The sequence below is a fragment of the Streptomyces sp. NPDC050085 genome (assembly GCF_044460595.1).
GTDB lineage: Bacteria > Actinomycetota > Actinomycetes > Streptomycetales > Streptomycetaceae > Streptomyces.
In genome coordinates this window covers 241,020-260,397 of the sequence record NZ_JBITJZ010000003.1, presented here as the reverse complement: position 1 = coordinate 260,397, position 19,378 = coordinate 241,020, and the positions used below count along the sequence as shown (strand labels likewise).

17 protein-coding genes are annotated in these 19,378 nt (G+C 71.5%); 7 read left to right on the top strand and 10 right to left on the bottom strand.

Annotated elements, in window-relative coordinates; all coding sequences use genetic code 11:
- Nucleotides 1-35 precede the first annotated feature (35 nt).
- A complete protein-coding gene (locus tag ACIBUY_RS13615) occupies nt 36-731 on the top strand; it encodes a SigE family RNA polymerase sigma factor (protein WP_399152630.1) in 696 nt (231 codons plus the stop codon).
- On the top strand, nt 728-1,891 hold the full coding sequence (locus ACIBUY_RS13610; RefSeq protein WP_399152629.1) for a hypothetical protein: 1,164 nt from the start codon (nt 728-730) through the stop codon (nt 1,889-1,891). The genes ACIBUY_RS13615 and ACIBUY_RS13610 overlap by 4 nt, the downstream gene beginning before the upstream one ends.
- A gap of 6 nt (nt 1,892-1,897) precedes the next feature.
- On the opposite strand, the gene ACIBUY_RS13605 is transcribed toward ACIBUY_RS13610, so the two are convergent.
- From ACIBUY_RS13605 to ACIBUY_RS13595, 3 genes are all read right to left on the bottom strand, one after another.
- A complete protein-coding gene (locus tag ACIBUY_RS13605) occupies nt 1,898-2,668 on the bottom strand; it encodes an SURF1 family protein (protein ID WP_365564787.1) in 771 nt (256 codons plus the stop codon).
- Nucleotides 2,669-2,727: 59 nt separating this feature from the next.
- Nucleotides 2,728-4,530, bottom strand: a complete 1,803-nt coding sequence (locus ACIBUY_RS13600; RefSeq protein ID WP_365564785.1) for a prolyl oligopeptidase family serine peptidase — start codon at nt 4,528-4,530, stop codon at nt 2,728-2,730.
- Between the two features lie 199 nt (nt 4,531-4,729).
- On the bottom strand, nt 4,730-5,023 hold the full coding sequence (locus ACIBUY_RS13595; protein ID WP_399152628.1) for a DUF6191 domain-containing protein: 294 nt from the start codon (nt 5,021-5,023) through the stop codon (nt 4,730-4,732).
- Between the two features lie 88 nt (nt 5,024-5,111).
- Here ACIBUY_RS13595 and ACIBUY_RS13590 point away from each other — a divergent pair, with 88 nt between their 5' ends.
- The gene (locus ACIBUY_RS13590; protein WP_365564780.1) at nt 5,112-5,273 is read left to right on the top strand and encodes a hypothetical protein; all 162 of its coding nucleotides are present in this window, start codon (nt 5,112-5,114) and stop codon (nt 5,271-5,273) included.
- A gap of 281 nt (nt 5,274-5,554) precedes the next feature.
- On the opposite strand, the gene ACIBUY_RS13585 is transcribed toward ACIBUY_RS13590, so the two are convergent.
- Complete coding sequence (locus ACIBUY_RS13585) at nt 5,555-6,913, bottom strand: helix-turn-helix domain-containing protein (protein ID WP_399152627.1); 1,359 nt, start codon at nt 6,911-6,913, stop codon at nt 5,555-5,557.
- 123 nt (nt 6,914-7,036) lie between these two features.
- On the opposite strand from ACIBUY_RS13585, the gene ACIBUY_RS13580 reads away from it, so the two are divergent.
- Entirely contained in the window at nt 7,037-8,353 is a 1,317-nt protein-coding gene (locus ACIBUY_RS13580) for a M64 family metallopeptidase (protein WP_399152626.1), read from the top strand.
- Between the two features lie 37 nt (nt 8,354-8,390).
- Here ACIBUY_RS13580 and ACIBUY_RS13575 read toward each other — a convergent pair whose 3' ends face one another.
- The gene (locus tag ACIBUY_RS13575; RefSeq protein WP_365564771.1) at nt 8,391-9,734 is read right to left on the bottom strand and encodes a hypothetical protein; all 1,344 of its coding nucleotides are present in this window, start codon (nt 9,732-9,734) and stop codon (nt 8,391-8,393) included.
- A gap of 154 nt (nt 9,735-9,888) precedes the next feature.
- Between ACIBUY_RS13575 and ACIBUY_RS13570 the strand changes: the two genes are divergently transcribed.
- Nucleotides 9,889-12,063 (top strand): MMPL family transporter, encoded by a 2,175-nt coding sequence (locus ACIBUY_RS13570; RefSeq protein ID WP_399152625.1) that lies wholly within the window; start codon nt 9,889-9,891, stop codon nt 12,061-12,063.
- Here ACIBUY_RS13570 and ACIBUY_RS13565 read toward each other — a convergent pair.
- From ACIBUY_RS13565 to ACIBUY_RS13545, 5 genes are all read right to left on the bottom strand, one after another.
- Entirely contained in the window at nt 12,060-12,653 is a 594-nt protein-coding gene (locus ACIBUY_RS13565; RefSeq protein ID WP_365564766.1) for a hypothetical protein, read from the bottom strand. The two genes, ACIBUY_RS13570 and ACIBUY_RS13565, sit on opposite strands and share 4 nt — an antisense overlap.
- Before the next feature lie 142 nt (nt 12,654-12,795).
- Entirely contained in the window at nt 12,796-13,590 is a 795-nt protein-coding gene (locus tag ACIBUY_RS13560; protein WP_399152624.1) for an SDR family oxidoreductase, read from the bottom strand.
- Nucleotides 13,590-15,269 carry an FAD-binding dehydrogenase gene (locus ACIBUY_RS13555; protein WP_365564760.1) on the bottom strand — a complete coding sequence of 560 codons (1,680 nt, stop codon included), beginning with the start codon at nt 15,267-15,269 and terminating at the stop codon, nt 13,590-13,592. The genes ACIBUY_RS13560 and ACIBUY_RS13555 overlap by 1 nt, the downstream gene beginning before the upstream one ends.
- Entirely contained in the window at nt 15,266-15,877 is a 612-nt protein-coding gene (locus tag ACIBUY_RS13550; RefSeq protein ID WP_365564757.1) for a TetR/AcrR family transcriptional regulator, read from the bottom strand. The genes ACIBUY_RS13555 and ACIBUY_RS13550 overlap by 4 nt, the downstream gene beginning before the upstream one ends.
- A 93-nt stretch (nt 15,878-15,970) precedes the next feature.
- Nucleotides 15,971-16,552 (bottom strand): TMEM165/GDT1 family protein, encoded by a 582-nt coding sequence (locus ACIBUY_RS13545; protein WP_365564754.1) that lies wholly within the window; start codon nt 16,550-16,552, stop codon nt 15,971-15,973.
- Between the two features lie 351 nt (nt 16,553-16,903).
- Here ACIBUY_RS13545 and ACIBUY_RS13540 point away from each other — a divergent pair, with 351 nt between their 5' ends.
- Both ACIBUY_RS13540 and ACIBUY_RS13535 read left to right on the top strand, forming a co-directional pair.
- Nucleotides 16,904-17,299 carry a hypothetical protein gene (locus ACIBUY_RS13540; protein WP_365564751.1) on the top strand — a complete coding sequence of 132 codons (396 nt, stop codon included), beginning with the start codon at nt 16,904-16,906 and terminating at the stop codon, nt 17,297-17,299.
- 85 nt (nt 17,300-17,384) lie between these two features.
- Nucleotides 17,385-19,361, top strand: a complete 1,977-nt coding sequence (locus tag ACIBUY_RS13535) for a hypothetical protein (RefSeq protein WP_399152623.1) — start codon at nt 17,385-17,387, stop codon at nt 19,359-19,361.
- Nucleotides 19,362-19,378: the final 17 nt, after the last annotated feature.

The following is a 19,378-nucleotide window of genomic DNA, read 5'->3' as shown; positions in this document are numbered from 1 at the left end:
TACAACCCTGACGGGGGGAAGCGTGTCCAACTGGCGTGGCAGAAGTACTCGACTTCACAGCGGTACGAGCGTCAGGTGCGGCGGCGCTCGGCCCCGCCCTGGCCCCCCTTGTTCCCCTCGGGGCCCGGCGTCCCCGCGGGGGCCCGGCCGGCGGCATGCCGGTGATCGCCCCCATGCCCGCAGCGCGGCCGGCGCACATTCCGGCGCAGGCACAGGGCGCTGACGACGTGGCGGCCGCAGGCACCACAGTCGATCACCTCACCGAGACCTACCGCGCCCACTACCGGTCGCTGCTCGGACTCGCGGCGCTCCTCCTCGACGACACCGCCTCCTGCGAGGACGTGGTCCAGGAGGCGTTCATCCGCGTGCACTCCGCGCGCAAGCGGGTCCGTGACCCGGAGAAGACACTGGCGTACCTGCGGCAGACGGTCGTGAACCTCTCGCGTTCCACGCTGCGCCGCCGCATCCTCGGGCTGAAACTCCTCACCAAGCCGATGCCCGACATGGCGAGCGCGGAAGAGGGGGCGTACGACCTGCTGGAGCGGGACGCCCTGAAGGCGGCGCTGCGCGGGCTGCAGCGGCGCCAGCGCGAGGTCCTCGTCATGCGCTACTTCGCGGATATGACCGAGGCCCAGGTCGCCGACGCCCTAGGGATATCCCTGGGGTCCGTGAAGGCGTACGGTTCACGCGGCATCGCGGCGCTGCGCGTGGCCATGGAGGCGCCGGCATGAGCCCCACAGGCCCCCAGGGACACGGCCCGGACGGCCGGTTCAAGAAGTACGCGCAGGACGAACATGCTGGGAACGACATCGTGAACGACGGATCCCCTCGCCGGGCCGACGCGGCGGCCGACGGCGCGAGCGACCCCGACGAGCTGGAACTGCGGCGCCTGATGCGACAGGCCGTCGCCGACATCGCCCCCTCCGACGAGGCACTCGAGCACCTGCGCCGTGCGGTGCCCGCGCGCCGGGCCCGCAAGCGGCAGGCCGTGGTCGGCGTCGTCGCCGCCGGGGTGTTCGTCGCGATGGCGGTGCCCGCGGTGCTGCACGTGGCGAACACCGGCTCCGCCGGCGACCGGCCGTCCATCGCGGGACACAGCGAGACCACGCACGGCGGGGTCGGCGTGAACCCGTCCTCGTCCGGCGGCCAGGACTCCGTCGGCTCGCCGTCCACGTCCCAGGACGGCAAGGACGAGAACGGCAAGGACAAGGACGGCAAGGGCGGCGAGACCGGCTCGGACGGCACGGCCGGTTCCGGCGCGGGCGGCACGGCCGGTCCCACGCCGGGGTCCACGGCCGCGGCCTCGTCCCCGGCCTGCGACGCGACGGATCTGAACAAGGCGGTGGCGGACGTCGGCACGCCCGACGCCAGCGGCACGGTCTACGGCTCGTTCCGCGTCTCGAACGTGTCGGACGCCAACTGCACGATCGACAGCCCCGGCAGCATGGTCACCCTCGCGCAGGGCGCGGCCGACCCGACCAAGGTGAGCGTCGTCGACCACACCTCGGGCGACAAGGCGACCGGCCTGCCCGACCCGTCGACGGAGCCGAGCCAGCTGATCCTGGAGCCCGGTTCGGCGTACGAGGTGCGCTTCGCCTGGGTGCCGTCGGGGCAGTGCCCGTCGACCGGCACGGGGACCGGTGGCACCGGCGTCGGGGAGTCCCCCTCGCCGACCCCGACCTCGGGCGACACGGGCAACGGTGCCGATACGGGGACCCAGACCGGCACGTCCGACTCGGGCCTGTCGACGCAGCTCGGGTCCGAGGACACGGCCGACGGCAGCGTCGTGGTGTCGCACACCGCGGAGCCGGGCGAGCCCAGCGTCTCCGCGACGATCCCGGACGCGTGCGCCGGCACGGTGTACCGCACGGGCGCGCTGCCCGCTTCGTAGCGGTGCTTACGCCGCTTCTTCCGTCAGCCCGAGTTCCGCGTCGCGCAGCGCCTCCGCCTCGCGCCTGACCAGGCGGAACCACATGAACAGGACGAAGCCCGCGAAGACGAACCACTCGCCGGTGTAGCCGAGGTTCTGGAACGCCTTGAGGTCGAGCCCGCTGCCCTGCGGGGTGTCGGCCGGGACCGCCGTCATGGCCGCGTCGGCCTTGTCGAGGGTCACCCAGGCGTCGTAGACGTCGTACGGCACCAGGTTCACCAGGGACGCCGCGCTGATCATGCCGACCTGGCCCGCGGGCAGGCCGCCCGCGGTGGTCACCCCGTTCGAGCCCGGGGACTCGGAGGCCTGCAGGGCGCCGGTCACCGTGACGTCGCCCTGCGGCGGCGCGGGCGCCTTCGCGGCGGACGCGGTGCCGGGCAGCCAGCCGCGGACCACGGGCAGCGCCTTGCCGGTGCCGTCGACCTTCAGGAGCGTGACGACGTAGAAGCCGGTCCGTCCGTCGAGATCGCGGTCGGGGACCAGGAGCTGCTTGTCGTAGTGCCCACTCGCCGTGGCCCGCTTGCCCGAGGTGTTCTTGTCCACGGGCAGCAGCGAGGCGAGCGGTGCGGCGGCCGACTTCTTGTTGGCCGCCGTCTGCTCGGTGGCGGACCGGTGGTCCTGCACCCGGTCCTCGAAACGGCTGAGCTGCCACGAGCCCATGAAGATGCAGACGGGGATCGCGAGGAGGACGAAGAGGTTGATCCCCCACCAGCGAGGGGTCAGCAGGAACCGGTACACGCCTTCAAAGGTACGGGTCCGATGTAAAGGCCCCTCCCGCGGCCCCCGTCCGCGCGGGCTCAGCCCGGCAAGTGGCGCCGCGCGAAGTCCAGTTCGAGGCCGACCTGCTTGATGCGCTCCTCGACGACGAGCGAGCCGTGTCCCGCGTCGTACCGGTACACCTCGTGCACCGCGTCGCGGGAGGCGAGCCGGTCCACGTAGTTGTCGATCTGGCGGATCGGGCAGCGCGGGTCGTTCACCCCCGCCGAGATGTAGACCGGGGCCTTCACGTCGTCGACGTACGTGAGCGGGGAGGACGCCGTGAAGCGGTCCGGCACCTCGTCGGGGCCGCCGCCGAAGAGGGTGCGGTCCAGGGCCTTGAGGGCCTCCATCTCGTCCTCGTACGCCGCTACGTAGTCGGCGACCGGCACGGCCGCGAGGCCCACCGCCCAGGCGCCCGGCTGGGTGCCGAGGCCGAGCAGGGTCAGATAGCCGCCCCAGGAGCCGCCCGCGAGGACAAGCCGCTCGGGGTCCGCGAGCCCCGAGTCCACGGCCCATTCCCGGACCGCCGCGATGTCCTCCAGCTCGATCAGGCCGACGCGGTGCTTGAGGGCGTCGGTCCACTCCCGGCCGTAGCCGGTCGAGCCGCGGTAGTTGACCCGGACCACCGCGTACCCGTGGTCGACCCAGGCCGCCGGGCCGGCGGCGAACGCGTCCGAGTCGTGCCAGGTCGGCCCGCCGTGGATCTCGAAGACGGTCGGCAGCGGGCCGCTCGCCCCGGCCGGCTTCTGCACGAGGGCGTGGATGCGGCCGCCGGGTCCCTCGACCCAGGCGTCCTCCACGGGCACCGAGTGCGGGGCGCGCAGGCCCGGCGGATCGAGGACGACGCCGCCCGTGGTGGAGCGCACGGCCGGCGGCTCGGCGGCCGACGACCACAGGTACTCGACGCTGCCGTCGGGCCGGGCGCTGGCCCCCGACACGGAGCCGACCGGGGTCTCGACCTTCGTCAGGGCGCCGGTCGCGAATTCGTAGCGCCACAGGTCGCCGCGGGCCTCGAATTCATGGGCGATCAGCAGGGCGGAGCCGTCCGGGTACCACTCGGCGGACACGTCGCCCGGCAGCTCGAGCGCGAGCTCCGTCTCCTCGCCGGAGAGCACGTCCCACACCATCGGCTCCCAGCGGCCGCGCCGCTGGTGCCCGACGAGCAGCCGGGTGTCGCCCTCGACCGGCGCGAACCCGAGCACTTCGAGGCCCAGCTCCTCCTCGCCGCCCTTGGTGTCGTCGAGCTCGGCGACTGTCGTCCCGTCGATCCTGACCACGCGCAGCGCCGAGTGCATCGCGTCGCCGTGCTCGGTGTGCTCGATGGCGATGAGCGTGCTGTCGTGGCTGAGGTCGCCGACGCCGGCGGACTCGCGGTGCCGGTAGATCTCGACGGGCTCCGCCGCGTCAGGACCCACGACGTGGATGGTCGTCCCGGCCTCGTCCGTGGAGCGGCCGATCACGGCGGTGCGTCCGTCGCGCCCGAGGGCGAGCCCCGCCGGGTAGGAGGGTGCGAGTCCCGGCACGGCCTCCAGGTCGGCGCCGCCCGCGAACGGCTGGCGCAGCCACACCCCGAACTCGTCCCCGTCCTTGTCGCTGAACCACCAGATCCAGGCGCCGTCGGGGGACAGCACCCCGTCCGTCGTCCCGTTCGCCCGGTCCGTGGCCTGGCGCTGCTCACCGGTCGCTCTGTCCCACGCGTACAGCTCGTACGTCCCCGTCGCGTTCGACACGAACAGGGAGCGGTCCGGGGCGTCCTCGGCCCAGTCGGGCAGCGACACACGCGGCGCCCGGAAACGCTTCTCCCAGTCGGGCATGGCTTCAGCTTCGCTCATGCCCCCCATCAAACCCGATGCCGACCGCAGTCCCTAGGGCGTGTCTTCAAACTCCCGTCTGCCTCACGACGCCTGGCACGCACTCTCGCCGCACCGGGCGTAAGGCCAAGTACATCCAGTACGAGGCCTTGCACCCGGCACGCCGAGAGCACGCACCAGACGCCGCGCGGCCGCCCTGCGGGCGACGACGGGAGTTTGAAGACACGCCCTAGGGGCGCACGTCGAGCCGGATGACCGCCCGGCCCCCGTCGAGGTCCACCCGCGAGCGGGCCGGGGGTGCGCCGTCCTCCTCGTCGTCGCGCAGCACCAGCGCGCTCTGGCGTTCCTTGAGCTCGCTCTGCTTGCCGGGCGAGAACGTGGCGTGCAGCTGCTCGAAGCCGGTCGCGGAGATCTGGCTCTGCCGCTTGCGGCGTCCGGCCAGGCGCAGGCCCTGGTCGGCGAACGCGATCACGGTCAGCAGGATGACCAGGCCCGGCAGCGTGAGGAAGACGGCGAATCCCATGCGTCCAGTGTCCGGGATGCCGATCCGGCGGGGCAGGGGGAGAGTGGGAGGGATTCGCTTCCGGCGCGACCGAGGAGGAGAAACGGTCATGGCCAAGCAGAACAAGGACCCCAGGGAACAGTCCCAGAAGGCCAGGAACGACGCGGCGCAGCAGCGCGCGCAACAGGCCAAGCGGAACATCGACTCCGTCTCGGCGAAGACCCGCGGCCTGCAGCAGAAGGCGCAGTCCAGGCGGCAGGGCAACCGCTGAATCAGGCGTAACCCGGCCGGGCCGTGCATCCGAGGGGTGATCGGCCGGGTCCGCCTCGCAGGTTGCTCCCGCTCTGCTGCGACCTGCTGTGCGTCGTCCGGTGCCGGGACGGGGAGGGGGTGGATGAACTGCGCCGACGCGGTTCATCCGTGCGTCCCGGTACGGCGACGTGAGGGGAATGTACGCCCGGTCCGACCGGTCCGGAATACCTCGCGCATATATCTACGTACATGTCTACGCACAGGTCACAGCGGACCTCACGGCGCACCTCACAGCGCACGTCACAGGGGCGGGCGCGCGGGCGCCGGGCCCAGTGTCGTCGTGCCCGGCGCGGCCCGGTGACCGAGGCCCGTGCGGTACGTGTCGAGGGCTGCTTCGATGCGGCCCGTACGGCGGTACAGGTCGCCGAGGAGGCGGCACAGGTCCGCCAAGTCCCCTGCCGCGCCCGCCCGTTCGAGCAGGCTGAGGGCGTTGACGTAGTGCTCCTCGGCGTCCTCCACGGCCCCGGACTCCTGGGCGATCAGGCCGAGCAGCCGGTGCGCCCCGGCCGCGTGGACGGCGCCGCGGTCCGGGCTCAGTGCGCCGAGCAGGGAGCGCAGCAGCCGCGCGGCCTCCTCGGGGCGGCCCAACTGGCGTAGGACATCGGCGAGTTCGACCTCGACCTGCTGGGTGTAGAGCGTGGCGCGCTTGGCGGAGAGCATGTCGCGGGCCGTGCGCAGTTCCGTCTCCGCGTCGGCGAGACGCCCGGCCTGCGCGTGCACATAGCCGCGCATCCAGTGGCAGTGCGCCAACTCGGTGCGGATCTGCAGGTGTTGGTACAGCTCGGCCGCCTTCGCCAGGGACGCGTCCGCCTCCGCCACCTTTCCCTCGGCGAGCAGCGTACGGGCCACGGAGCGGTGCATCTGGGCGACGAGCGCCGGGTCGCCCACGCGCGGGGCGAGCGCGAGCGCCAGCTCCGCGGACTGCGCGGCCCGCGCGTGCGCGCCCATGTCCATGTACGGGGCGATGGACGCGGTGTAGAGCAGGACGAGCGCGTCGGGGTCGTGCAGCCCGCTCGTGTTGAGCTCGTCGAGGGCCGACTCAAGGAGGTAGCAGGCGTAGCGCAGGGCGCCGGAGAGGTAGTGGGCGACGGCGCGGGCGCGGATGACGGGCACGCGCTGGGTGAGCGGCGCTCCGGCCGCGACGAGCAGCGCGTCGGCCGCGTCGAAGTGCCCGCGCGCCTCGGCGAGTTCACCGGTCTCCAGGGCGCATTCGCCGCGCCCCAGCTCGGCCGCGGCCCGCTCCGCGTCGAGCCCGTGCCGCTCCGCGCGGGCGGCGAGCTCCGCGTAGAGCCCGGCCGCCTCGCTCGCCGCCCCGGTCGCCAGGGCCCGTTGCGCCTCGGTCAGCCGGAGCCTCAAGTCCGTGGCCAGATGGGCGGGTTGGCCGGTGGAGAGTTCCTCGTACGTCACTCCCAGGCGCTCGGCGATGTGTCGCAGGGCCGCCTCTGACGGGCGTACGCGACCGGCCTCGAGGGTGGAGATGTACGCGGGCGTGTAGGCGGGTTCGGCGACCTTGCGCTGGGTGAGGCCGCGCTCGGTGCGCAGCCGCAGGACGCGGCGGCCCACGTGCTCCGTGTCCTGCGTGGCTGGTTCTTCCGGCATGGCGTGAGTCTCACCTCTTGCCCCTCGTCACGCCAACCCCCTAGGTTGAGCGACCAGTTAAGGCAAGTTAAGTCTGCTTAACCTTCAACTTACTCGGCTTACTCACGTTACTGCGAGGTTCCCGTGCGTGTCCGCACCCCTCTGTTCGCCGCGCTCGCCGCGGGTTCCCTCGCCGTCGCCGCACTGGGCGCCGCGGGTTCGGCCACGCACGCCGCGACCGCCGGGGACACGCGCACGGTCGAGTACTTCCCGAGCGACCACGGCGCGGGCAGACACGCCCGAGTCCCCACCTCCGTACCGGAGAAGATCAGCCGCATCAGTCAGGCGCAGCCGAAGGCGCCCGGCGCGACCGCGGTCACGCCGCTGCAGGAGACGGGCCCCTCCGACGGCCGCCTCGACCTCGTGATCATCGGCGACGGCTACACGGCGGCCCAGCAGGCGGACTTCCGGGCGGACGCGCAGACCAAGCTGGACGCGATCTTCGCCATAGAGCCCTACAAGAGCTACAAAGGACTCTTCAACTTCTGGCTGGTGGACGCCGTTTCGAACGACTCGGGCGTCTCCGGCGACCCGACGAAGGACGTCGTCAAGGACACCGCCGTCAGCAGCTACTTCTTCTGCGACGACATCGAGCGGCTGCTCTGCGTCGACGAGAAGAAGGTCGACGCGTACGCGCAGCAGGCCCCGGACTCCGACATCGTCTTCGTCGTCTCGAACTCCACCAAGTACGGCGGCGCGGGCTACAGCGGACTGACCTCCACGGCCGGGCACACGGGCATCGCCACCATGTCGTCCGACAACGACCGCTCGTACCTCATAGGCGCCCATGAACTCGGCCACTCCATAGGCCTGTTGGCGGACGAGTACCAGTACGCGGGCTACGGGACGTACCCCGGCGCCGAGCCCGTCGAGCCCAACACCAGCAAGCTCACGGCCGACGCGATGAGCGCCTCGCAGTCGAAGTGGTACCGCTGGCTCGGCCAGAGCGACCCGTCGGGCGGCACCGTCGGCACGTACGAGGGCGGCGGCTACTACGAGTACGGCATCTACCGGCCGACCGCGAACTCGATCATGCGGGCCCTGGACACGGACAAGTTCAACCTCCCCGGCCGGGAAGCGATGATCGCCGGCTTCTACCGCGACGCCGACCTCCTGACCGCCCGCACCTCCACGGCCCGCACCCTGCGCACGACCGACACCCTCCGCGTCGACCTCGCCCCGCTGGCCAAGGGCCTGTCCGACGTACGCGTGCACTGGTACGTGGACGGGGTCGAGGTCACTCGCGCTGCGGGCCGACACGCGCTGAACGGGCGGGCGTTGGGGCTGCGCAAGGGTGGTGTGCACCAGGTGACGGCGACGGCGGTCGACGCGACGGCGGCGCTGCGCGACCCGGCCGCCCGCGCGGCGGCGACCAACAGCGTGACCTGGACCGTCCGCTGATTCATGCGACTCGTGTGAGTCATGTGAGGCATGTGAGTCAGATGACGAAGACCGCGGTCGTCACGGCGAACAGCAGCAGACACGTCACCGGCCAGTACAGCAGCCGGGCCGCGCTGTTGCCGCGCCAGTCGACGAGCCGGATCCGTTTGTCCGAGGTGTGCTCGACCGCGTTCAGCGCCACCAGGCCGATCACCAGGTACAGGATGAAGGAGAAGTACTCGGCGTACACCACCCCGCTGGAGCCGGTGTCGGAGCGCAGCGAGCTGTGCTGCACCGACACCACCAGCATCATCGAGCCGCAGAAGCCGATCACCGCCCACGTGCTGAAGCCGGACAGCGAGCGCCGGTCGGAGTCCTTCGTGACCACGAACAGCGACGCGAACACCAGCATGGCGATGACGGCCAGCGGGACCAGGCGGTTGAGCAGCGGGCTGAGGAAGGCGCGGGTCACGCCGATCGAGTACGAGAGCTGGGGGATCGTGTTGTCGACGGCGAGGCCCGGGCGCCCGTAGTTGGTGTGGGTGGTGCCCCGGCCGACGCTGAACGTCGAGAACTGCCGGTGCCAGTCGCTGCTGACCAGGTCGTGGTAGACGCCGTACCCCTGGTGCGTGTCCCACGGCGGGTACGCCGCGAAGTCGGGGACGAGCGTGTTCACCGCGGCGTGCTTGGGCCACATCGTCAGCCACACCACCTGCCGGTCGAGCGGGTAGTGGTCGTAGTCGAAGTACTCGCGGACCGTGGTGTTCAGCTTCCAGCCGACGACCTCCTGGCCGCCCGGTGCCGGGTCCCGGTAGATCTCCTCGCCGACACCGCCCTCGACGGCGTTGGGGAGGTCGATCTCCGCGCTCTCGGCGCCGCCCTTGGGCAGCCGCTGCCAGATGTAGCCGGTGAGCTTCACGTTGTTGCTGCTCGTGTACTGCATCGTCTCGATCATCACGCCCGTCGGGATCTGCGTACGACCGTCCGCGAGACCCTGTTTGACCAGCGCTTTCTCGGTCTGTGCCGGGGTGGAGACGGCGGTGCCGGGGATCGAGTGCAGGGAGTCGTTGACCGAGACGCACACCCAGATGAAGACCGTGGCCGCCACGCACAGCAGGCTGACGGCGCCGCTGAACAGGGCCAGCGCGCGGGGGCGGCTGGTGTCCGGCCACAGCAGCGCGCCCACCAGGGCGGCGAGGCCCAGGACGCCGCAGACGAGGGTGAGCGTGGAGCGCAGCCCCGGCCCCTGCACGTCGTGCACCGGATCGTCCATCGTGGCGGCCGCGACGGCGGCGATCACGAGGAGCACGACGGCCGCGACCGCCACCGTGATCCGTGGGCGCCCCCAGGAACGCGGGGCTTTCGGGGTCGGTGGCGGGTCGTGCGGGTCGTGCGACGTCATCGGTCGGGCACCTCGTACGCGATCGGGGACCTGACCCTCACCAGCATCCGCCCGCCCCGGCGCCCCTGCATGTCGATCACCGCCCGAGTGGCGGGGCACCGGGACCCGGGTGAGGCTGGCGGGGTGACCCGGGGGTGACGAGAGGCGTAGAGGGATGTTCGCAGCACTCGGTCGGTTCGTGGTCCGCAGGCCCTGGTGGGTCATCCTCGCCTGGGTGATCGTGGCGGCAGCCGTGATCTCGCTCGCGCCGAAACTGACGTCCAGTTCGGACGAGGCGAGCTTCCTGCCCGACAACTACGAGTCCATCAAGGCCGCCGACATCCAGGAGTCGGAGTTCCCGAAGCAGCAGAACATCGGGGCCGTCATCGTCTTCCAGCGCTCCGACGGCGAGCGCCTCACGGCGGCCGACTCGGCCGAAGTGGTGCGCGTGTCAAGGGAGTTGGCGGGCAAGGACATCCCGAAGGTCGAGGCGGTGGTGCCGGGGCAGCCGTCGCCCAACGGCCTGGTCCAGACGTCGATGGTCGCGATGCCCAAGCTGACCGACCCGGCCGACACCTCGGAGCAGGACGCGGTGAAGACGCTGCGCACCGACCTCCAACAGGAGGTGAAGGGAACGGACTTGAAGGCCGGCGTCACCGGCTCCGCGGCGACCGCGCTCGACGAGGCCGACGCGTCGGAGCGGGCCGGGATGCTGGTCGGCGTCGGCACGATCGTCATCATCATCGTGCTGCTCCTGCTGATCTTCCGCAGCCCGATCATCGCGCTGCTCCCGGTGGTCCTGATCGGCCTGATCTCGCCCCTGGCCACCGGCCTGATCGCGTCGGCCAACAAGGCCTTCGACATGAAGGCGGACTCCTCGATCCAGGAGCTGTTGACGGTCGTCCTGTTCGGCGTGGGCACGGACTACATCCTGTTCCTCCTCTTCCGCTACCGAGAGGCACTGCGCGCGGGGGAGGACTCCAAGACGGCGATGGTGCACGCCGTGGAACGGGTCGGCGAGGCCATCACCTCGGCGGCGGGCGCGGTCATCGTGGCCTTCGCGGCGCTCGCGCTCTCCACCCTCGGCATGCTCAAGTCGATGGGCCCGGCCCTTGCGATCGCGGTGTTCGTGACGCTGTGCGCGGGCCTGACGCTGGTCCCGGCCGTCGTCTCGCTCCTCGGCACCAAGGTCTTCTGGCCGTCCAAGTCCTGGAAGCAGGAGCCGCAGGGCACGGGCTTCGCGAAGCTGGGCGCGTCCATCGCCCGCCGCCCCGCCGTGTGGGCGCTGGTCTCGGCGCTCTTCATGGGCGTACTGGCGTTGGGAGCGCTCGGCTACAAGGCGAACTTCGACCTGGCCACGTCCTCGCTCCCCAAGACGAAGGAATCGATGGTCGCCCTCCAGAACCTGGAGAAGGGCTTCCCTGCGGGCACGACGGACCCGACGAGCGTGTACCTGACCTCCACGACGGACGCGCCGCTGACGCCGCTCCAGACGGCGGAGTTCCGCAAGTCCCTCTCCGGGGTGGACGGGGTCGGCACGGTGGGTGCGCCCACCCTCAGCACGAACGGCACGGCGGCCGCGTACAGCGTGATCCTCGACGACCCGCCCGCCTCCGAGGCGGCGATGGCCACGGTCAAGGACGACCTGCGCCCGGCGGCCCACGCGGACGCCCCGGACGGAACGCAGGCCGCGGTCGGCGGCATCACGGCGGTCTACGTCGACATCAACAAGGCGGTGGACCGCGACTACTCCGTGGTCTTCCCGGTGGCGGCGGTCTGCATCATGATCATCCTGGGCCTGCTGCTGCGCAGTCTGGTGGCGCCCTGGTACCTGATGCTCTCGGTGGCCCTCGGCTTCGGCGCGACGCTCGGCGCCACGTCGTTCCTCTTCACGCAGATCGGCAGCCAGCCGGGCCTGATGTTCATGCTGCCCGTGATCATGTACTTGTTCGTGGTCGCCCTGGGCACGGACTACAACATCCTCATGGTGTCGCGCCTGCGCGAGGAGGCCAGAGAGGGCAGGAACCCGCACGACGCGGCAGGCACGGCGGTCCGCCACTCGGGCCCCACGATCGCCTCGGCGGGCGTCATCCTGGCCGGCACCTTCGCCACCCTGATGCTGGCCGGCAACTCCACCCTCTCCCAGATGGGCTTCGCCCTCTCCTTCGGCATCGTGATCGCGGCCTTCGTGATGGCGATGGTCTTCACCCCGGCCCTGACGGCCCTGATCGGCCATGCGGCTTGGTGGCCGGGGCACGGGGACCGGCGGGCGGGGAGCGGGGCCGGTGACTCTGGTTCCGGTGACTCCGGTGGGGCCGACGACCCCGCTCGCACCGCCTCAGGCAGTTAGGGCGCAGCCGGAGACGCCTGTGCCTCCGGGGTCTTCGTCGGCTGCGGCTGGGGCTGCATCGGGGGGAGCACCGTGGAGACGATGTTCTGGGCCAGGTCGATGCCGAAGTTCGCGAAGGTCTGGGCCGTCAGGAGGGACATCTGGGTGGTGAGCGCCGCGCCGGAGCCGAGGACGCGGCCGTAGTCGCCCGCGGCACGGGCCTCGGCCATGTTCCGGGTCTCCTTCTTGATCGCGTCGATGGTGGCGGCGAGCAGCGGGTTCGGGCCGCGCAGGGCCGGGGAGCCGCCGGGGATGATGGCGAGGAGGTTGTCCAGGGACTTGTCGACGTCCTGCTGGGACTGTGCGATCTGCTCGGGGGTCTTGTCGCCCTGCAGGACGTCGCCCGCGAAGTTCGAGACCGTGGCGTTGGCCTGGCCGTTGGCGCCGGTGGTGTGGAAGGTCCTGGCCTGGTTGCGCATCTGCTGCTCGGTGATCGCGTTCGGGGGCGGCGGCGGGTCCATGGGGCCCTGGGCCGAGGCCGTGGGCAGCGGGCCGAGCACCGTCATCCCGCAGACGACCGCCGCGGCACATCCGAGTAGGGCCTTGCGCATCTCTCACTCACTCCGTCTCTCCGCACTGGATCACTGACTTGCCGTCAGAATCAGCGCGGACGACGCGGCCCGCCAGCCGGGGCCCGGCGGGCCTTGCGCCACTCGGCGGTACGGCCGGGCCCCGCCCCCTCACTCGGGCGCCCTACTTCAGCCCGTGCCGCCGCGCCACCATCCGCTCGCTCGCGCCCCGCGACACGAGCCGCCGCAGCGCGAACACCACCGGCGCGTTGCTGCCCACCGCGTACAGCGGCCGGGGCCGCGGCGTCTCGATGGCCGTCAGTACCTTCGCCGCGACCTTCTCGGCCGAAATCCCCTTCGCCTCATTGGAGTTGAGGGCGGCGAGCATGGTGTCGTACGCCGTGCGGAAGGGGGAGTCGGCCGCCACGTACTGCGTGCGGCGCTCGCTGATGCCGGTGGCGATCGAACCCGGCTCGACCGTCGTGATGCCGACGCCGTACGGGGAGTACTCGCGCCGCGCCGCACTCGCGAAGCCCTTCACCGCCGCCTTCGAGGCGACGTACGAGGACCGGTACGCGAGCGGGAAGCTGGCCAGCATCGAGCCGACCATCACCACCCGGCCGCGCCGCCGCTCCCGCATCCCGGGCAGCAGGAGCTGGCTGAGCCGGACCGCGCCGAAGACGTTGAGCTGGAAGAGGCGGCGCACCGCGTCCATGGGGAGCTCTTCGAAGGGGCCGCTCTGTGATTCCCCGGCGTTGTTCACGAGGACGTCGACCTCGCCCGCCGCGGCCGCGCACGCCTCGATGCTCGCCTCGTCGGCCAGGTCGAGGGCGAGGTAAGTGACGCCGGGGATGGGGGAGTTGACCTTCTCCGGGTTGCGGCTCGTGCCGTACACCTGGTACCCGCGGCCGACGAGCGCGGCGGCGACCGCCGCGCCGATGCCGGAGGACGCGCCCGTCACGAGCGCGGTCCCCGCCATCACAGGCTCCGCGCCAGGGCGCGGCCCGCGGCCCGGCCGGAGAAGATGCAGCCGCCGAGGAAGGTGCCTTCGAGCGCGTTGTAGCCGTGCACGCCGCCACCGCCGAACCCGGCGACCTCTCCCGCCGCGTACAGCCCCTCGAAGACCTCGCCGTCGGGCCGCACCACCTGCGAGTCGAGGTTCGTCTCCAGGCCGCCCAGCGTCTTGCGGGTCAGCACGTGCAGGCGTACGGCGATCAGCGGGCCCTGCGCCGGGTCGAGCAGCCGGTGCGGCTTGGCGACGCGGGTGAGGCGGTCGGGCAGGAAGGCGCGCGCGTTGCGGATCGCCATCAGCTGCAGGTCCTTGGAGTAGCCGTTCGCCACCTCCCGGTCCCGGGCCACGATCTCCCGCTCGACCTGCTCGTATGCGAGGGGGGTCGAGGGAGTGAGTTCGTTCATTCCCGCGACGAGGTCCTTGAGGTTCTTGCGTACGACGAAGTCCTCGCCGCGGTCCAGGAACGCCTGGATCGGACCCGGCGCCCCCTTCTTCACCCGCTGCAGGACCAGCTTCAGGTCCTTGCCGGTGATGTCGGGGTTCTGCTCGGACCCGGAGAGCGCGAACTCCTTCTCCACGATGGCCCGCGTCAGCACGAACCACGTGTGGTCGTACCCGGTGGAGGTGATGTGCTTGAGCGTGGCCAGCGTGTCGTGCCCGGGGAAGAGGGGTGCGGGCAGCCGCTTGCCGGTCGCGTCCAGCCACAGCGAGGACGGGCCGGGGATGATGCGGATGCCGTGGCCCGGCCAGATCGGGTCCCAGTTCTTGAGGCCCTCCGTGTAGTGCCACATGCGGTCTCGGTTGACGACGGAGGCCCCGGCGCCCTCGGTGATCTCGATCATCCGCCCGTCGACGTACGCGGGCACGCCCGTCACCATCGACTCCGGCGCCGGTCCCATGCGCTCAACGGGCCAGTTCTTCCTGACCAGTTCGTGGTTGCCGCCGATGCCGCCGGAGGTGACGACGACGGCCTGCGCCCGCAGTTCGAAGTCGCCGACGGTCTCCCGCGATGAGGCCACGCCGCGCGCCTCGCCCGACGGTTCGAGCAGCGCGCCGCGCACGCCCACCGCCGCCCCGCCCTCCACGATCAACTCGTCGACCCGGTGCCGGTACTTGAAGGTGACGAGCCCGCGCGAGGCGGCCTCGAGGACCGGCTCGCGGAACACGCGGACGACCTCGGGCCCCGTGCCCCACGTGATGTGGAAGCGCGGCACCGAGTTCCCGTGCCCGGTCGCGGTCCCGGCCCCGCGCTCGGCCCACCCCACGTTCGGCGTGACCTTCAGCCCGAGCCCGTACAGGTAGTCGCGCTTCTCCCCGGCCGCGAACTTCACGTACGCCTCGGCCCACTTGCGCGGCCAGCGGTCCTCGGACTCCCGGTCGAAGCCCGCGGACCCCAGCCAGTCGGCGAGCGCCAGCTCGTAACTGTCCTTGATGCCCATCCGGCGCTGCTCGGGGCTGTCGACGAGGAAGAGCCCGCCGAGGGACCAGAACGCCTGGCCGCCCAGATTGGCCTCGTTCTCCTGGTCGACGAGGAGCACGCGCTTGCCCGCACGGGTCAGTTCGTACGTGGCGACGAGCCCGGCGAGCCCACCCCCCACGACGATGACATCAGCCGCGTCGGCGACATCGGCACTGGCGTCACTCATCGGGTCTCCCTCGGTGTGCTGTAGGCGTTGAGTACGTTCAGGAACAGGGCCTCGCGCCGCTCGCGCACGGCCAAGTCGCCCGGCTGCAGCAGGACTTGGGCCGCGGTCCCGTCGTGCACGGCGACGAGCGCGTCGCCGAGGGCCTGCTCGTCGGGGACCGCGCGTCCGATCCGGCCGAGCGCCGCGACGAGCACGGGGACGAGCGCGTCCCGGATCGCGGCCTCCCGGGCGGCCATCACCCGGCGCAGGCCCGGATTGCGCAGGGCGTGCGCGGTGAACTCGGCGTTGATCCGGAACCAGGCGTCGTCGACCGGGTTCGCGGCGACGGCGGCCCGGACGGTGGCCTCGGGGTCGGCCGGGTCGAGCCCGGCGAGTGCGGCCCGCATGTCGTCGAGCATCCGTGCCGAGCGCTCCTCCCACAAGGCGAGGAACAGCTCGTCCAGGGAGGAGAAGTTCGAGTAGAAGGCGCCCCGGGTGAATCCGGCCCGGTCACAGACCTGCTCGACGGTGGAGCGCCCGAAGCCGACCTCCGCGAACACGTGGTGGGCCGCTTCGAGCAGCCGCTGCCGGGTCTGCGCCCGCCTTCTGGTGACCGTGCCGCCGGGCATCCGCGCCTCCTTGATCGGATACAGGAACGTATTCGATACGTTCCTGTATCCACAAGGGGTGGGAGCCGGGTGGACCCGGGGCCGGGTTCCGGGTCAGATCACGATCTCCAGCAGCGTCCACACGGCGAGCCCGAGCATGCAGAAGCCGCCGATCCGCTGCACCGTCTTCAGCGGCACCCGCTTGGCGATGAACCGCCCGGCGACCAGCGCGAGCGCGGACACGGACATGAGGGCGGCGGCGGATCCGATGGCCGTCGACCACGTCCCGTTCGTGGCGGCCAGGTTGGCGGTGGTGATCTGCGTGAGGTCGCCCCACTCGCCGATGAAGACGGCCATGAAGGCGGTGCCGAAGACGGGCCAGAACCCGGTCACGGTCTTGCCCGCGCCGTCCTCGTCGTCCTCGTCGCCCCCGCCGCGCAGCAGCATGAAGGCGCCGAACAGGAACATCAGCGCGGAGACGACCTTCACGATCCAGTCGGGCAGCAGGCCGAGCAGCGAACCCGCGCCCACGGCGATGGCGACGTGCACGGCGAAGGCGGTGGAGGTCCCGAACCAGACGTACAGCGGCTTCATCCGCGTACCCATCGCCAGCGAGGCGAACATGGTCTTGTCGGGAAGCTCGGCGAGGAAGATCAGCCCGAAGGCGGTGAGGATCGCCAGGGGGTCGAGATGCATCAGCGGGTGCTTTCTGTACGGGCCGGGTTCTCGCAACCCACCCGCTGCGCGGGGAGGACCACTCGACCCGGCAGCGGAGACACGTATCCCGTACGTGTCCGTCGTTCTGCCTGGTCGAAGGTCTCGCCCGCACGGACCGTCACGGTCCGGGCCCGGCCACCGGGAACCCGAGGGCTCCAGTGTGTCGACGACCGGTTCGCAGGGCTACTCCCCTTCGCTTGCACGTCAAGGCTACACGCCGGGCCGGGGACGACTCAGGGCCGAAGGTCCGCCGCCTTGTCGCACGTACTCGGACCCGCCTGAGTACGTGGGCTCTGTTCCGGACCCGTCCCGGCCGGAAACCCTTGAGCCATGGAACGACAGACCTCGGCCCGTGACCTGCTGCCCGGCCTCGCCCTGGCCGCGCTCGCCCTTGCCGCCTGGGCCGGCTGGCTCGGCTGGGACCAGCACCGGGACGTCCACGCCGACGGCTCGACGACCGGCCCGTACGAGGCCTGGCAGGTGATCGGCCTGCTGGTGACGCTGCTGCCCGCGGTCTGCTGGGCGGCGGCCCGTGGGCACACCGTGTCCGCCGTCGTGGGCACGACGGCGGGCCTGACCGTGGCCGCGACCTACGACTGGTCGGACGACGCCAGCGGCCTGTACGGGGTCGGCGTGGCCATGGTGATGCTGGGGAGCCTGGCGGCGACGACCGTGGTCTGCCGGGTGGTCACGTCGGTGAGGCAGGGGCGTCGGGCGCACCGCTGACGAGGTGCCCGCATGCGAGGGCCGCGGCGCGGAACAGGTGTGCCGCACCGTCGGCGCCTGTGGCGGCGCTGTTAATTTGCCCGTTATGAGAAGAATCACATTGTTCGTGGCGCTGGTCCTGGCCGTCGCCGGGGCGCTGCCGGCCGCTGCCGCGCCGGCCGCGCCGCCGCCGCCGACCAGCGCCGCTCCGGTGCTGACGGATGCGCCGGCGCCGGGTACGCCCGAGGACAAGCACCTGGGTACCTGGCTGGAGCTGGTCGAGAAGGACCCGAACCGGTACGTCCAGGAGCTGGAGGAGAGCTGCATCCAGACGGGCAGCAAGGCCTGTCGGATGACCGCGGCCGACATCGCCCGGATTCCGGGCGACTTGAAGAAGGCCTCCGAGGAGTTCCAGGCCGAGCTCGCCAGTGACCCGGAGCTGGCCGCCGAGGTGAAGCAGGAGGCCGCCGACGCCCGGCGGGCCGCCCTGCGGCACGGGCCGCACGCGCAGAACCGCAGTGCGCTGCCGAACCTGGGCAGGGTGGTCCGCACCCTGGCGGCCCACAGCAAGAACGCTGCGGTGCGCAGCATGGGCAAGCTCAACGCCGACAAGATCGGTGACTTCGCCGACAACGTCAGCAGGGCCGTCTACGCGCACAACGGGGTCAAGGAGTCCACCGCCGCGTCCATCGCGAAGATCGCGATCTACTCCACGCCGGTCATCGGGGACGTCTTCTCCCTCGGCGAGGTGATCTTCAGCAAGGACATGCCGATCGGCGAGCGGATCGAGGGCGGCGTGGTCGCCGCGGTCTCCCTGGCCGGAGCCGCCGCCGCGGTCGCCTTCCCGCCGCTGGGAGCCGCCATCGGTGTCGGCGTGGCCACCTACTACGTGGGCAAGGCCATCTGGGGCTGGCTCTGCGGCGGTGCCAAGGAAGAGGAATGGGTCATCGACCCGCCGCTGACCCCCCAGGACCTGTACGACCGCGGCGCCGACATCCGCTGGGAGACGCACCCCGTCGCCGGCCGGCAGGTCGCCGTCGAGGTCTGGGACGCGCCCCCGCGCAGCGCACCGGACTGGGCGAACCTGAGCTGGGACCCCATCCCGCCCGGCCAGGCCCATCCGCCGGTCCCCTCGTTCGTCCGGCCCGTGAACGGCTGGCTTCCCCACCCCGACGACATGACCGGCCACACCGTGACCCAGAAGCTGCTGCTGGACTCCAAGTGGTCGTCGGACAAGCGTCATCAGGACGGGCTGCTGCCGTACGAGCTGGAACAACTGGACGTGAGCGGCGGTCTGGTGCGGGAGTACGCCGTCCACCTGGGCAATACCTGGGGCGCGCAGAGCGCGGAGTTCGCCGTGTGGCAGGACGGCAAGAAGTACGAGGGACGCTGCTCGGTCCAGAAGTACCACCACCCTGTGGGCCAGCCCCAGGCCGTCGAGGTCTACTGCGGACTCGCCCCGAGCCACACGATGCACACAGTGCCCAGGGTGGTCGTCTCCGAGAACCACCCGGCCGTCGTGGAGATCGCCACCACCTATGACCTGTCCCAGGTCGAGCCTCAGTACCGGTGCACACCGGCGCCGGCCTGCATTCCCGCCGGTGCGCAGAAGACGCCGCCGCAGGGGAGCCTGCGGCTGGTCGCGAACTCGGGCACGCGCCACCAGACCGTCACCCTGGACATGGACTACAGCTACGCCATCGTCAGCCCGCCCGCCACGGCGTCCGCCCAGCCGGGCTGCTCGGGCGACCAGGTCGCGCGGGCGGAGGCGCTCGCCGCCCGGGAGAGCGCCGCCACCGGCTCCCGCCTCACCGGCGTCTGCCTCAACGACGGGATCTACGTCGGCTTCGAAGTCATGGGCGTCGACGGCGCCGCCGACCCCGGCTGGTCCACGTGCACCGACCCCAGCGCCGGCATCGCCGCGATGGACCAGGCAGCCGCCATGGGCATCACCGCCCCCGTCAGCGCCGCCTGCGTCGAGGGCCACGCCTACGGCCTGTACGACCCCGTCGCCCTTCCCCAGGGGGGCAATGTCCCCCAGAGCGGCCTCGGCGTCACCACCCGCGCGGGACGCGACAGCTAACCGTCACCGCCACAACG